The organism is Glycomyces halotolerans (assembly GCF_054779575.1).
Genome location: NZ_BAAGXZ010000011.1, coordinates 48192 through 62636 on the forward strand (window position 1 = coordinate 48192; position 14445 = coordinate 62636).

A 14445-nucleotide genomic window follows, 5' to 3' on the forward strand; every position below is an offset into this window, starting at 1 on the left:
ACTCGCTGCTTCATTCCTGAAGCGCGCGTAGAACCTCGGGGTCGTGTTGGCGACGGCTCCGACCCCTGCGGGGCGCGCTGATCCTCTACTCTGCAGAGAAGCGAATCCCTGCTCGCCGCCCGGTGACACCCCGACAGGAAGCCTCGCATGCCTCCCAGACAACACGTAGACGTCGAGCCCTCATCGTCCCGACTCATCGCCGCCACCCGGAAGGTGAACAAGCACCTGCGCGTCCCGGCCTCCGATGGGGCGCGGACTCCGATCCTCAACTTCACCGAAGAGCTCGGGTTCGGGAACACCGCCGTGCTCGATCACCTGGCGAAGGAATTGGACGGAAAGGCGCCGTTCGCGATGGTCGACTGCGAGCGCTATTCAGAGGCCAACACGCCTCGCCTGCTCGTCGAGATCAAACGCCAGCTCGCCCACGGGTGCGAGTCCTATCCGACATTCCAGTTCCGGCGCTTCGAACTGGGGTCGGCGGTGATCAAGGAGGCGATCCCGTTCGACATTCAGCGCGAAGCGCGGCGGAAGCTGAAGCGCGCGGCCGGCCAGACGTTCGCTCCGGCGATGCCGGACGAGTCCGCCTCCAAGGGCCTCATCGAGTTCCTGCTGCTGCTCGCGCCCCGGTTCGCCTGGATCGGCGCCCTCGCGCTCTCCCTGTTCCAGAGCCGCTTCCCGGAGCTGTACGACTTCTACAAGTGGTACGGCCACCGGGACCAGCAGATCAGGACTTCGCCGCTGCACCTGATGGAGAATCTGAACGGATGGGCGTTTCCCGGTGACGAGGTGAGCAGTCTCGCCAGAGCCGCCGATTTCCGGAGGCGGGACGAGGTCCTCATCGAGGCGTTGCTCGCCGACCTGCGCGGCGTCTACCGGCACGGCAGACTGGCCAGGGACGAGTGGCACAACTCGGTCGTCCTGCTGCGCAACGCCGACGCCAGGACCGGCAGGGCGCTGCTGAAGCGACTCCGGGACGTGCGCACGCACCTCGACCGGAACGCCGTCCGCGCCGAACCGCTGTTGATCGTCGCCGGCAGCGAGCGCCGGCTCGACGACTGCCTCTCGGATGAGCGCGCCGAGGATGGCGAGCCGGCATGACCGAGCACGCGTGGACCGCCGACGAGATGAAGATCCCCCTGAGCCGGGGAGCCGAGCGGTGGCGGCGGGTGATGCGGTCGCTGCGCTGGCTCACCGCCCTGGCCGTGTTCGCGACCGCCGTCCTCGTCGCGGTGGGACGGTATCCCGACTGGCAGTGCGGCGGCGTCTCCGACGGAGGCTACGAGGTCCGCATGGTCGACGGCGAATGCCTCGGAGTGACCGACGGCTCGTTCGTCTTCGACGATCGGTTCGAGAAGATTGAGGGGCTCATCGAGATCGAGAACGACTGGGCCGCGGCCCAGGCCGAGGCGGATGATCAACCGCTGGTGAAGATCGCGCTGCTCACCACGTTGACCACGACCGACAGCAGCGCGATGAGCGGCAGCAAGATGCAGAGCGCCCTCGAAGGCGCCTATGTGGCCCTCTACCGGGCCAACCGGACGCGTGAGCTCGGCGACCATCAGCCGTACATCCAGTTGCTGCTGGCCAACGAGGGTGCCCGCCAACGGCACTGGGAAGTGCCGGTGGGGCAGTTGCTGGAGATGACCGACGACGAGGTACCGCTCGTGGCGGTCATGGGCCAGAGCGTCAGCAGCGAGAACACCATGGCCGCCGCCGAGCGGCTCTCGGAGCACGGCATCCCGATGGTGACAGGTGTCACCACTGCGGACGCCATCGACTACGACGGCGTGCCCGGACTCATCCGGACCGCCCCGAGCAACTCCGACTTCGCGGCGGCGCTCCGCGCGCACCTCGAGGCGCGGGCCGACCTCGAGTCGGCGATGCTCGTCTACGACAGCACCGCGCAGGACCTCTACGTCAGCAACCTGCGGACGACCTACGAAGCGCACCTGGGGGAGTACCTCGTCTCCGCGCACCAGCCGTTCGTCGGCCGGTCGATCGCCGAAGGCGGCCCGGAGGTGTTCGACCTGATCTCCACCAACATCTGCGATGTGCGGCCGGACGTGGTGCTCTTCGCCGGACGCGAACCGGATCTGAAGGTGTTCATCGAGGCGCTGAGCGTGCGCTCCTGCCGCGACGAGCCGCTGACCGTCCTGTTCGGCGTCACCGGCACGCACCTCCACAGCGACGCCCAGATCGCCGAGTGGGTCGAGATCGGGAACCTCGAAGTGCTGTTCGCGGCCGGATCCGACCCCGGGTGGGCGATGGGCCACACCGAGCCGCCCGAAGGCTTCGCGGCCTTCCACTCGCATTACCGGAACCTGGTGGACTCCGAACCGTCGGCGCTGTTCGACGGCTACGCGGCGACCTACCACGATGCCCTCGCCATCGCGATCGCCGCCGTCCGGAACACCGATCCCTGGTCGGACCGCGCTCCCGCGGCCGAGGACGTCCGAGAGCACCTGCTGCTGCTCAACAGTGAACAGGTGGTGCGGGGAGCGACCGGCACGCTGAACTTCTCGATCAACCGCGGCGGCAATCCCGGCGGCAAGTTCGTCCCGGTCGTGCCGCTCCCGTATCCCGACGAGCCGGGCGACCGCGCGAACTCGGAGACCTATGTGACCTCCACCGAATAGGCTCCCTCCGTGCGGCTCCTCCCCGCCGATCCGCACCGGCCGGGAGGAGCCGGCCACCGCTAGGAGACTTCGAAGCCGACGGTGAAGGAGGTCGGTTCCGGCATGAGTCGGTGCTGCGGCAGCACGCCGGGCCCGCAGGAGGCGGTGCCGATGCCTTGCTGCGCGGCGTCGATGTTGACGTAGAGGCGGTCGCGTTCGACCAGGTCGGTCGGGTGCCGGGCCGTGTCGAGGTCCTCGCTGCTCCACGGCCGCACCGTCAACGCGAAGTGCGGAGCGCCGAGGATCCGCATCTCGCGATCGCCGCCGGCCAGACTCGCCCACCGGACGTCGGCGCGGCTGCCGTTCTCCTGCGGGAAGACGTACGGCGTCTGCATGTCGGCCACGTCCATGCGGTACCGGCCGACGCGGGCGGCGGCGCGGGTGTCGGCATAGGCCTCGCCGGGCCCGAGCCCGAACCACGTCACTCGGTAGAGCTCTCGCGGCACCGCCATCCGGAGCCCGAGCCGGGGGATCGGGCCGTCCCACTCGCCGAGCGGGCGGACCTCGACGGTCAGCCAGGCCCGGCTCGACCCTTCCGGCCTCCACCGGTAGACGGCCTCCATCGCCAGGTCGGTCGATGCGGGGCCCACACGGGTGCGCACCACCGTCCGCCCGTCCTCTTCGCCGAAGTGGACGACCTTGTGCTCAAGGCGGTGCAAGCCGGCCCTGCGCCACGGTTCGGCGACGCTGCCGTGCCAGCCCAGGAGGTCGTTGTCGGTGGGGGCGCGCCACAGGTCCAGGCGAGGACCCTCGAACGCCAGCCCGCCGAGCTCGATGAGTCGCCCGTAGGAATCGAAGACGGCCCCGGCCCGTGGCGCTGCACCGGCGGCCCGAGACTCGGACGGCCCCTTCGGCGTCGCGGCGGCGATCTGCTCTTGGCCCCAGGCGATCTCAAGACCCTCCTCGGCCCATGGCGTGTCGGTCGCGAGGTACGCCCCGACGGTCAGCCAGCGCTCGTCTCTAGCCTCGGACGCGCATGCCTTGCGCAGCTCCTCGGGCCAGGGCGCGAACGCCGAGTCGCCGGCGGCCACGACCGGCACGTCGAGCTCGCCGCTCGCGACCGGCTCGCCGCCGTCCTCGAGCCGCCACGTGAAGCGCAGGTGCGCGGTGTCGACGAAGTCGTAGCCATTGGCGACCGATACGGTCCGCCCGGCCGTGTCGATGGCGATCGTGACCGGTTCGATGACCTTCTTGTACTCGGTCAGGCCCGGCGACGGGGTCCGGTCGGGGAAGACCAGTCCGTCGGCGATGAAGTTGGCGTCGTGGATCGGTTCGCCGAAGTCGCCGCCGTAGGCGAAGTACTCCCCGCCGTCCTCGGTGCGCTGGGCGACGCCGTGGTCGATCCACTCCCACACGAACCCGCCTTGGCAGCGCGGGTGCTGCTCGAACAGGCGCTGGTATTCGCTCAGGCCGCCGGGTCCGTTGCCCATCGCGTGCGCGTACTCGCACAGGACGAACGGGAGGCTCCGGCGGTGCTCGTCGAGCGCGGGGTCGTCGGTCGGATTCTCGGCCCGCCGGCCGATGAGGTCGGTTTCGGCGTGGTCGGCGTACATGCGGCTGTAGAGGTCGACATAGCCGCAGTCCCAGTCGCCTTCATAGTGGACGGGGCGGTCCGGGTCGCGTTCCTTGGCCCACTCGGACATGGCTTCGAGGTTCTCGCCGGTGTGGCTCTCGTTGCCGAGGGACCAGATGATGATCGAGGGGTGGTTCTTGTCGCGTTCGACCATGCGGGCCATGCGGTCGAGGTAGGCATCGCGCCAGGCCGGGTCGTCGCTGGGGTTGTCCTTCCAGCCCACGTGGATGAAGCCGTGGGTCTCCAGGTCGCATTCGTCGATCACCCACATGCCGAGCTCGTCGCAGAGGTCGAGGAAGCGGCGGTCGGGCGGATAGTGGCTGGTGCGGACGGCGTTGACGTTGTGCCGCTTCATGAGCTCCAGGTCGGCCCGCATCGTCTCGACCGAGAGGGCGCGTCCGGTCTCGGGGTGCCACTCGTGGCGGTTGACTCCGCGCAATAGGACTGGCCTGCCGTTGACCTTGAGAAGGCCGTCCTCGACCTTGACGGTGCGGAAGCCGATCCGCAAGGCGACGCGTTCGTTCGCGCCGGCGACCTCGACGTCGTACAGGCGCGGCGTCTCGGCCGTCCACGGCTCGACCGCCACCGTCGCCGTTTCGCCGATGGCGATGTCGATGCCCAGTTCGGGCACGCGCACTCGGCCTTCGGCCTCGGCGTCGACGCGGAGCGTGCCTCGGCCGGTGCGGTGGTCGAAGTCGGCGTGGGCGAACAGGTCGTCGAGTCCGGCTTGGGGCCGATGCAGGAGGCGGACCGGCCGGAAGATGCCCGAGAGCCACCACATGTCCTGGTCTTCGAGGTAGGAGCCGGCCGACCACTGGTGGACCCGCACTGCGAGCGTGTTCTCGCCCGGCCGCAGGTGCGCGGTGGCGTCGAATTCGGTGGGCAGGCGGCTGCCCTTGCCGTCGCCGAGACGGGTTCCGTTGAGCCAAACGGCGAAGCAGGAGTCGACCCCTTCGAACCGCAGCACCGCGCGGCCGTCGGACGGCCAGTCGGCCGGAAGCGCGAAGGTCCGCCGGTACTCGCCGGTCGGGTTCGCGTCGGGCACCCGCGGCGGGTCTACCGGGAACGGGTACACCGTGTTGGTGTAGGCCGGAGCGCCGTACGTCGGTTCGCCGGGGACGCCGGCCATCTGCCAGCATGAGGGGACTTCGAGCAGGTCCCAGGCCGTGTCGTCGAAGCGGGGGTCTTCGAAACCGGTCGTAGTGCGCGCCAGCGCGTCCGCCAGGTGGAACCGCCAAGGTCCGTCGAGGTCGATCGCGGCGGCGTCGGAATCGAGGCCGGCGCGAGGCTCGAGCCGGCCCGCGCCGGGACCTCGGTCCTCGACGTAGGCGAATTCAGGGTGCACCGTTGGATTCCCTTCGATTTTGTTCAATTTAGTGACCCCAAATAAATACCACCGAACACGGTCGCAGATCCACCCCGAAAGACCGGTGAACGAGGCCGCACGAGGGCAGCGGCGGTCGCCGGAGCGACCTCACGGGGTCGGCCGGTGACCGGTCGGCGGTGCCCCGAAGAGCCAGGGACGTGGCGTCAGTCGAGCTTCATGGCCTGCACGACGCCGTTGTAATCGCCGAACGCCTCCTCGACGTCGCCAGGTGTCAGACCGTATCGGGACAGCTCGTACTCGTGCTGCCGACCGACGCCCGGACGGGCCAGAACGCCGTCGAGATTCGAGGCGTCCTCGTCGGTCCACGGCGCGTCGAGCAGCTCGTAGAGCTTCGGCACCTTCTCGTGCGGCTCGGCGGCCAGCCACGTGTACGGCACGTCGACGAACGCCTGGCGCGGCGCGTCGACTCTCGCCGCCCGCGCGCGTTCGATCGCCAGTGCCATGATGTCGAGCCAGGTCCGCCCGATCGCCTCGAGGTCGGGACGGCGGACGTGAAGCGCCTGCGTCGTCTCGACCAGGGAGCACAGCGAGCCGATGACGGTGACCGGGTCACGGTGCGTCCACACGATCGTCGCCCCCGGGAAGACCTTGAGGATCTCCGGAATGTGGTCCAGGTGCATCGGAGACTTGAGGATCCAGCGCTTGCGTTCGCGCCCGTACTGGAGCACCTGCATCGCCTGCTTGAGGTATTCGTAGTCGGGCAGGTAGTCGCGGTCGCGCTGCCAGGCGTCGTATTCGGGCATGAGGACGCGTGCCAGGTGCTGGTGCCCGTGCGGCAGCAGATAGTTGCACTCGTCCGGCTTCTCGGCGTTGAGCGGGTGGATGACCTTGAAGGCCGGAGCCAGCCGCATGAAGGTGCTCACCATCCGCCTGGCGTCCTTGATGTGGCGCTGCTTGGCCTCTTCGCCGCGGTCGATGTCGGTGAACAGCAGCTCCCACAGCGCCGGACCGCGGTGCCCCGAGGACTTGGCGATGATGTTGTGCGCCAGAGTGGTGGCGGTGCGCGGCAGCCCCGCGATGAAGATGGGCCGCTCGATCGGCTCCTCGGCGATCTCGGGAATCTCGCGGACGAGCCGCTCCACCCGCATACGGTTCTCGAGCCGGGCCCTGAGGTCGGCGACGACACTCTGCCAGCCCATCGGGCTCAAACCCGTGTCGGAGGTGAAGCTGTGCATGAGGAACCGGAAGTCCTCGACGAAACCCGACACGGCCGAGGCGTCGCCGCCGGTCGTCTTCTCGGCCTTGTCGACGAGCTTGTCGAAGACCCGGTCGGGATTGCGCAGCCCGGTGGACGCCGGTTGCAGCAGCACGTTGAGGGCACTGGTGGTGAACGACTTTCGGCGCATGAGGGCCTGCTCCTTCAGTCCGGGGTGGATCGAGTCATTCTCGCACAGTCACCGAGCGGGGTCCACATGCCGGACCGGTCCGCCGATCGGCCCCGAACCGGTCGAGACCGGACCGGGGCCGCTCGCCCTCCGGAGCGGGCCCCGGACCGACCGTGCCGCTCAGGAGACCGGCTGCAGGAGCCGGGTGAACACGACCGCGCCGTCCGGATACCGCTGCGAGACGTGCTCATCCAGCTCGGGCGTGACCAGATAGACGTCGACGCGCGCCACGGACTTGGCCTCGTCGACCCGCCCGCCGGTGACGAGGTCGGGGAACCGCTCGGCGAGATCCTCGACGACGCCTTGCAGCTCTTCGTGACTCAGCCGCTCCGCGGGCTCGTCGACCTCGGGCTCGGTGTGCTGAAGGTGCGGGTAGTCGGACATGTCGATCTCGTCGGTGGGCACCGGGTCCTCGGTCAGGACGAACGCCTCGCCGTCATAGGTGCCGGTCACGATGTAGTGGCCCCAGCTGGTGCCCTGGGCCGACTCGTGTGCGACGGCGTCCCAGTCCCAGCCGACGACGTCCATGCCGCCGCCCTGCGGCGGGTACGACTGGGCGACCGCCGCGGTCAACTGCGGGCCGTGGTCGGGCGTCTCGATCACCGTCAACGCGCCCTGGTAGACCACGTCTCCGTCCTGATCGGGGCCCTGCCCGGCGCCGGCGGACGTCTCTTCCGAGCCGCCGGTCCCGCCCTGGCCGCAGGCCACGAGCACGAAAGCCGCCGCTAGGGGCGCTATGCGCAAAAGTGTCATTCTTCTCGTCATACCCCTTCGACGCAGGCGGCGGAATTTCGGTTCCCGTCCGTCGCACCCCGGTGCTAGGTTCAGTGCGGCGCGCACACCCCGCGCCCGGCCCAACTTGAAAGCGACCTCGCCCATGAGCCAGTCAATCAACGTCCGGGCGGCCCTGGCGGCCGGTTTCACCGTCCTGTGCTGGGCATCGGCGTTCGTGTCGATCCGCGACGTCGTCCAGCACATCGATCCGGGACCGGTCACTCTCGGCCGCTCCGGAATCGCCGCCGTCGTGCTGCTGGCGATCTGGGGCGCGCGACGCGAAGGACTTCCCGGCCGAAAGGCCTGGCCGGGCATCATCACCGCGGGCGTCCTCTGGTTCGGCCTGTACATGTTCGCCCTCAACTGGGGCGAACAGCTCGTCGACGCGGGAACCGCGGCCCTCATCGTCAACATCGGACCGATCCTCATCGCGCTGCTGGGCGGCTGGCTGCTGAAGGAGGGCTTCGCCCCCCGCCTGTTCATCGGCATCGCCGTCTCCTTCGCCGGTGTCGCCGTCGTCAGCCTCTCGATGTCGCAGGACGGCGCCGGCTCGGTGCTCGGGGTCCTGCTGTGCCTGGTCTCGGCGGTCACGTACGCCATCAGCGTGGTAGTCCAGAAGCCTACGCTGCGACACGCGTCCTCGTTGCAGTTCACCGCCTTCGGCAACGCCATCGCCGCGATGCTGTGCCTGCCGTTCGCCCCGATGCTGTTCTCCCAGTTGGAGTCGGCTCCTTCGTCGGCGGCCGCGCACATCGTCTACCTCGGGCTTTTCCCGACCGCGCTGGCATTCGTGACCTGGGGCTACGCCCTCAAGTACACGACGGCCGGCAAGATGGGCGCGACCACCTACGTCGTCCCGGCGCTGGTGGTGTTCATGTCCTGGCTGTTCCTGGCCGAGATCCCCGCCTGGCTCACGCTTGCCGGCGGCGTGCTGTGCCTGCTGGGCGTGGCGATCGCGCGCTCTCGCGGACGAGGCCCGAAAGCCCCCGACGTCAGCGGGACAGAGCGTCGGCCAGTCGAGCCAGCCGCTCCCGCCACGCCGCCTTCGCGGTAGCGATGTCCTCGGCCGAGGCGAGCCCCGCGATCTCGACCTGCACGGCGGTCTCGCCCTCGCCTGTGGGCGAGAGGTCGACCAGCACCCGGGTGCCGTCGTCGGCGTCGAACCGGACGGATCCGGGCGGCGAGGCGCTGCGCTGCGCGAGCGCGACCTCGCCGAGCCAGTGCCGTTGCCGCTCGGCGTCGGCGACCCACTCGAAGGCCGTCGGCAGGTCGACCGGGACGGTCTCGGAGGCGTTGGCCGAGGAGGTGCCGTCATCGCGCCGGCCGGGTTCGCGCATACCGCGTTCCTGCTCGTAGCCGACGGTGATGGACCGGGCCCACCAGCCGTCGACGCCGAACTCCTTGATCAGCAGTTCGGCGATGGCCGCGTGGTCCATCGCGGTGGCGCCCCGTTCGTCGAGGAGCGCAAGCCAGGTCTTCCAGTCGACCCCGGTGCCTTCGATGAGGGCTTGGTCGGACATGGTGTCGCGTCGTCGCGCTGCGGATTCGCCCATGGAGTCAGCGTAAGCGCAACCGGTGCGGGCCGGGGCGGATCGCCCGGCGTGGACTGTCCGCCGTTCCCGCCGCGAGTGGGTCGCCAGCTCCTGTTGGGGCTGTTGTGGCGTATAGCCGCATATTTGCGAGTCAATTTTCTGACTTGCGTCGTTCTGGTACTTTCGCGAATATTACCGGCCGGTTAAGTATATGGTTCCGCCCGTCGATCACAATTCGGAACGGAGCCCTCCATGCGAATCACCCGACGCCCGATCACCATCGCCGTCGCCGCGCTCGCGCTGACGCTCACCATCCCGGCCTCTTCCGCCACGGCCCGAGAACCTCTCGACTACGTCGCGCTCGGCGACTCGTACTCCTCCGGAACCGGCACCGGGTCCTATATCGACTCCGGTTGCAGTCGTTCCGAGCTGGCCTACCCGTCGCTGCTGGCCGCCGACATCGGCGCCGAACTCATCTTCGCCGCCTGCTCCGGCGCGACGACCCAGGACCTTCTCGCCGAACAGGCGCCGGTCCTCGAGGAGGGCACCGATCTGATCACCGTCACCATCGGCGGCAACGACATCGGCTGGACCGACGCCGTCACCTCCTGCATGATCCCGGCGTACGACTGCACCGGCGACATCGAACGTGCCGAGCGGTTCGCCAGGGAGGAGCTCCCCGCCCTGCTCGACGAGGTCTACACCGAGATCACCACCCGAGCCCCGCACGCGGAGGTCTACGTCCTGGGCTACCCCCGCTTGTTCGCCGCCAAGGACACCTGCGACGCCTTCGGCCTCATCAGCGTCGCCGAGCAGGAGCGGATGAACGAAGGGGCCGACCTGCTGTCGGAGGTCATCGAGGGCGCGGCCGACTCCCACGGCCTGCCGTACATCGACGTCCGCGACGAGTTCGACGGCCACGCGATCTGCGACACTCCGGCCTGGCTCAACGGTCTGACCTATCCGATCGGGGAGTCCTACCACCCCAACCGCGCCGGCCACGCCGACGGCTACCTTCCTGCGTTGACCGGCGTCCTCGCCTCGTCCGCCCATACAATCCCGGTGAACGCATCCTGAGAGGAGATCGTATGCAGCCTGCCGGACGGGCCGCCGCGTCGGCCGCCATGGCGGCCGCGATCTTGATGCTGCTGCCGGCCTCGGCGCAAGCGGACTGCTTCCGCGCGAACTACGTCGCCCTCGGGGACTCGTACACCTCCGGCGTGGGGGCAGGGGACTACGACGGCGAGGAATGCCTGCGCTCCGAGTCGGCCTACCCGCGGTTGCTGGCCGACCGGCTCAAGGGCAGGTTCAAGTTCCCCGCCTGCTCGGGCGCCGACACCGAGGACCTCCTGGCCGATCAGATCGACTCGCTCAACCGGGGCACGAGACTGGTCACCGTCGGCATCGGCGGCAACGACATCGGCTGGGGCACGGCCGTGGGCGCCTGCATGCAGCCGGAGACCTTCGACTGCATGCCGGTGGTCGCTCGGTCCGAGGCGGCCATCACCGGCGAACTGCCCGCCCGGCTCGACGAGGTCTACACCGAGATCGCCGAGCGCGCCCCCAGCGCAGAGGTCTACGTGCTCGGCTACCCCCGGCTGTTCAACGAGGAGGAGCCGTGCGAGTCGATCCCCTACATCACGCCCGCCGAGCAGGCCGAGATGAACGAGGCCGCCGACCTCCTCGCCGACGTCATCGAGGCGAAGGCCGACGAGCACGGCTTCACCTATGTGGACGTCATCGACGTCTTCGAGGGACACGCGGTCTGCGACCAGGACTCGTGGATCAACGGTCACACCGGCACCGTCGACTCCTTCCATCCCACCGAGAAAGGCCAGGGCGCCTACCTCGCCGCTCTCGCCGCGGCAGTGTGAGCCCCGATCGTGAGGCGGCCCGGGCCGACGGCCGGGCCGCCTTCGCCGTTCTCGAAAGCCCGACCGTCAGGCCTGCAAGGCCAGCGCGAGCGGATACACGGCGGTCGCGCCCTCCAACCGCAGCCGCCGAGCCGCCACCGTCAGCGACCACCCGCTGTCGCGCACGTCGTCGACCAGCAGCACACTCGTCGCCGGTACCGCGAAGTCCACGGTGAACGAGTCGAGCACCTGCCGCAGTCGCTGGGCGCTGTTGGCCCGCCGCGGCGCCGGCACGGCACCGGGCGGCCGCCCCAGCGCGCCCAGATACTCCATCCGGCCCAGGTCCGCGATCCGCCGGGCCAGTCCGTCGACCAGCCTCGGCCTGGTCAGCGACCCCATCGACACCACTGACGACGGCCGCCGGTCCCAGTCCCAGGCCGCCAGCACCTTCACCACCGCCGCGAAGACGTCCTCTGGCACCTCCCGATCGGCTCCGTCCGACAGCAGCTCGCGCAGCGGACCGCCCCAGCCGATGTCCGACAGCCGCGCGAGCGCCCGCCCGTCCTCGGCGCCCTCCTCGGCCGAGATCCGGCCCTTGAGGTCGATGCCGATCGCCTGCATCCCCGTCGGCCACATCCGCTTGGCCTCGAATGCCACGCCGGGGCGCGTGAGCGCCTCCGCCGCGCTGCCGACCACCTCGGCCGACACCGCCGATTCGACCTTCTCTCCGGTGCAGTTGTCGCACCGTCCGCACGGCGCCGCACCCGGATCGTCGAGCTCGGCGCGCAGGAACCGCAGGCGGCACTCCTCGGTGGCCTCGTAGGCGAGCATCCGCCGCTGCTCGTGCTCCCTGGTGGCCGCGACCTTCGCATACCGCTCGGCGTCATAGCGCCACGGACGCCCGGTCGCCTCCCATCCGCCTTTGACCCGGCGCACCGCCCCGTCGACGTCGAGGACCTTGAGCATCATCTCCAGCCGCGTCCGGCGCAGGTCCACCCGCGGCTCCAACGCCGCGGTCGACATCGGCCGCCCGGCCTCCTCCAGCACCGCCAGAGTCCGGCGCACCGCGGCCTCCTCCGGGAACGACAGCGACCCGAAGTAGTCCCAGATCGCCCGGTCCTCACTGCCGGGCATGAGGATCACCTCGGCCCGGTCGCGGGCCCGCCCGGCACGCCCGATCTGCTGGTAGTACGCCACCGGGGAGGAGGGCGCGCCCAAGTGGACGACGAACCCGAGGTCCGGCTTGTCGAACCCCATGCCGAGCGCGCTCGTCGCCACCAGCGCCTTGATCTCGTTGCCCAGCAGCGCCTCCTCGCGAGCGAGCCGTTCGGCGTTGTCGGTGCGGCCGGTGTAGGAGGCGACCGCGTGCCCGCGGCTCGACAGGTATTCGCCGACCTCCTCGGCCGCCGCCACGGTGAGCGTGTAGACGATGCCCGAGCCCGGCAGCGACGGGAGCCGCTCGTCGAGCCACGCCATCCGGTGGGCGTTGTCGGGCAGCTCGGCAACCGACAGGCGCAGCGACTCCCGGTCCAGGCTGCCGCGCAGCACCAGCGTCGCCGAGCGCTCCCGGTCGAGCTGCTCGGCGACGTCGGCGCTGACGCGGGCGTTCGCCGTCGCCGTGGTCGCCAGCACCGGGACCGCCTCGGGAAGGTCGTCGATGAACGTGGCGATGCGCCGGTAGTCGGGCCGGAAGTCGTGGCCCCAGTCGGAGATGCAGTGGGCCTCGTCGACCACGAGCATCCCGCAGCCGGCCGCGAGCTTCGGCAGCTGGTAGTCGCGGAACGCCGGATTGTTGAGCCGCTCGGGACTGATCAGCAGCACATCGACCTCGTCGGCCCCGATGGCGGCGCTGATCTCGTCCCACTCCTCCAGGTTCGCCGAGTTGATCGTGCGAGCCCGGATACCGGCCCGCTCGGCGGCCTCGATCTGGTTGCGCATGAGCGCCAGCAGCGGCGAGACGATCACCGTCGGTCCCGCCCCGCGCCGCCGCAGCAGCGCCGTCGAGACGAAGTAGACCGCCGACTTGCCGAAACCGGTCCGCTGCACCAGCAGCACCCGGCGCCCCGCGCCGTCGCAGAGGGCCTCGATCGCCCGCCACTGGTCGTCCCGCAGCCGCGCATGCTCCCCGGCGAGCGCCCGCAGCAGCTCCTCGGCCTCGTCCCTGGTCGCGTTCTCGATGATGTTCCCGGTTCCCGCCATGCCAACCTTTGTACCGTGCCGGAGCGACAGGCCCCGACGACACTAGTGGCCCGGCCGCCGGACCACTAGGCTTCGATACCGTGAGCATCGAAGTGCCTTGGAAGTCCGGGACCTGGACGACACTGCCCGCCGCGGCCTTGGAGCAGGACGGCCGCCTGCTGGTCACCGCCACCGAAGCCAGCGACGCCTGGCGCCACACCTGCTACGGCTTCGTCCACGGCAGCGAGCACGCGCTTCTGGAGGAATGGGACCGCGAACGGGCCGTCGAAGTGTCCTTCACCGCCGACTTCGCCCGGCAGTTCGACCAGGCGGGCCTGTTCATCCGCGTCGACGAGGAACGCTGGATCAAGACCGGCCTCGAATTCGCCGACGGACTCCTCCAAGTCGGCGCCGTCGTCACCGACGTCTACTCCGACTGGTCGACCGCTCCCGTGCCCGAATGGGCCGGCAGGGAGGTCACCGTCCGGGCCTCGCGCCTGGCCGACTCGGTGATCATTCGCGCCCGCGTCGACGACGAGCCGTGGCGACTGGTCCGCCTCGCCCCGCTCGACCCGGACGTCACCGCCGAGGCCGGACCGTTCTGCTGCGCGCCGAGCCGCGCGGGCCTGACCGTCGCGTTCAACTCCTGGCGGCTCACCGATCCCGACCTGGCGCCGCATTAGCTACTCGTCGAGCTCCAACGCGAGCAGACGCAGGTCGTAAACGGACATGCGCCCGCTCGGATCGGCAACGCCCTTGGCGTTGACCGTGACACCGTCGGCGCGCAACAGCTCGGGCACATCGACGCCCGGACGCCCGTCCGACCAGCGGAAACCTTCAGAAACGACGCCGCGCGCCGTCAGGACCCGGTAGGCCCGCGGCACGTCGCCGTCGCGCATGTACGCCCCGACCTGGCGAGGCCCGGTCCCGATCAGCTCCGCCAAGTCGCCGTACGAGGTCCACGTCCCCTCCGGGAGCGCGGCCACGAGCCGCCGCACCAGCTCCCAGTCCTGCTCTGTCGCCATCGGTGCACTGTATCGAGCCGGGCCGACGCGGCACCGAGGCCTCAGACGCCACCGGTCCGCCGC

The 14445-nt window shown here is 69.8% G+C and carries 12 protein-coding genes; 6 read left to right on the forward strand and 6 right to left on the reverse strand.

The window, feature by feature from the left end; translation table 11 throughout:
* Window positions 1–147: 147 nt before the first annotated feature.
* Together ACYVL2_RS11285 and ACYVL2_RS11290 are read left to right on the forward strand one after the other, a co-directional pair.
* Window positions 148–1098, forward strand: coding sequence for a hypothetical protein (locus tag ACYVL2_RS11285; protein WP_460543252.1), 951 nt, complete (start codon window positions 148–150; stop codon window positions 1096–1098).
* Window positions 1095–2636: an ABC transporter substrate-binding protein gene (locus ACYVL2_RS11290; RefSeq protein ID WP_460543254.1), complete on the forward strand. Its 1542-nt coding sequence runs from the start codon at window positions 1095–1097 to the stop codon at window positions 2634–2636. Before ACYVL2_RS11285 ends, ACYVL2_RS11290 begins: the two co-directional genes overlap by 4 nt.
* A 59-nt stretch (window positions 2637–2695) precedes the next feature.
* Here ACYVL2_RS11290 and ACYVL2_RS11295 read toward each other — a convergent pair whose 3' ends face one another.
* The 3 genes from ACYVL2_RS11295 to ACYVL2_RS11305 form a co-directional block, all read right to left on the reverse strand.
* Window positions 2696–5593, reverse strand: coding sequence for a glycoside hydrolase family 2 TIM barrel-domain containing protein (locus ACYVL2_RS11295; RefSeq protein WP_460543256.1), 2898 nt, complete (start codon window positions 5591–5593; stop codon window positions 2696–2698).
* 185 nt (window positions 5594–5778) lie between these two features.
* Complete coding sequence (locus tag ACYVL2_RS11300; RefSeq protein ID WP_460543258.1) at window positions 5779–6981, reverse strand: sulfotransferase family protein; 1203 nt, start codon at window positions 6979–6981, stop codon at window positions 5779–5781.
* Between the two features lie 159 nt (window positions 6982–7140).
* Complete coding sequence (locus ACYVL2_RS11305) at window positions 7141–7773, reverse strand: hypothetical protein (protein ID WP_460543261.1); 633 nt, start codon at window positions 7771–7773, stop codon at window positions 7141–7143.
* A gap of 124 nt (window positions 7774–7897) precedes the next feature.
* On the opposite strand from ACYVL2_RS11305, the gene ACYVL2_RS11310 reads away from it, so the two are divergent.
* Entirely contained in the window at window positions 7898–8848 is a 951-nt protein-coding gene (locus ACYVL2_RS11310) for a DMT family transporter (protein WP_460543263.1), read from the forward strand.
* Here ACYVL2_RS11310 and ACYVL2_RS11315 read toward each other — a convergent pair.
* Entirely contained in the window at window positions 8787–9347 is a 561-nt protein-coding gene (locus ACYVL2_RS11315; protein WP_460543265.1) for a hypothetical protein, read from the reverse strand. The two genes, ACYVL2_RS11310 and ACYVL2_RS11315, sit on opposite strands and share 62 nt — an antisense overlap.
* 231 nt (window positions 9348–9578) lie before the next feature.
* Here ACYVL2_RS11315 and ACYVL2_RS11320 point away from each other — a divergent pair, with 231 nt between their 5' ends.
* Together ACYVL2_RS11320 and ACYVL2_RS11325 are read left to right on the forward strand one after the other, a co-directional pair.
* On the forward strand, window positions 9579–10403 hold the full coding sequence (locus tag ACYVL2_RS11320; RefSeq protein WP_460543267.1) for an SGNH/GDSL hydrolase family protein: 825 nt from the start codon (window positions 9579–9581) through the stop codon (window positions 10401–10403).
* 11 nt (window positions 10404–10414) lie between these two features.
* Entirely contained in the window at window positions 10415–11200 is a 786-nt protein-coding gene (locus ACYVL2_RS11325; protein WP_460543269.1) for an SGNH/GDSL hydrolase family protein, read from the forward strand.
* 66 nt (window positions 11201–11266) lie between these two features.
* Here ACYVL2_RS11325 and ACYVL2_RS11330 read toward each other — a convergent pair whose 3' ends face one another.
* Window positions 11267–13378, reverse strand: a complete 2112-nt coding sequence (locus ACYVL2_RS11330) for a RecQ family ATP-dependent DNA helicase (protein WP_460543271.1) — start codon at window positions 13376–13378, stop codon at window positions 11267–11269.
* 80 nt (window positions 13379–13458) lie between these two features.
* Here ACYVL2_RS11330 and ACYVL2_RS11335 point away from each other — a divergent pair, with 80 nt between their 5' ends.
* Window positions 13459–14040 carry a DUF1349 domain-containing protein gene (locus ACYVL2_RS11335; RefSeq protein WP_460543273.1) on the forward strand — a complete coding sequence of 194 codons (582 nt, stop codon included), beginning with the start codon at window positions 13459–13461 and terminating at the stop codon, window positions 14038–14040.
* Here ACYVL2_RS11335 and ACYVL2_RS11340 read toward each other — a convergent pair whose 3' ends face one another.
* Window positions 14041–14382 (reverse strand): MGMT family protein, encoded by a 342-nt coding sequence (locus tag ACYVL2_RS11340; protein ID WP_460543275.1) that lies wholly within the window; start codon window positions 14380–14382, stop codon window positions 14041–14043. It abuts the gene before it with no gap.
* Window positions 14383–14445 lie beyond the last annotated feature (63 nt).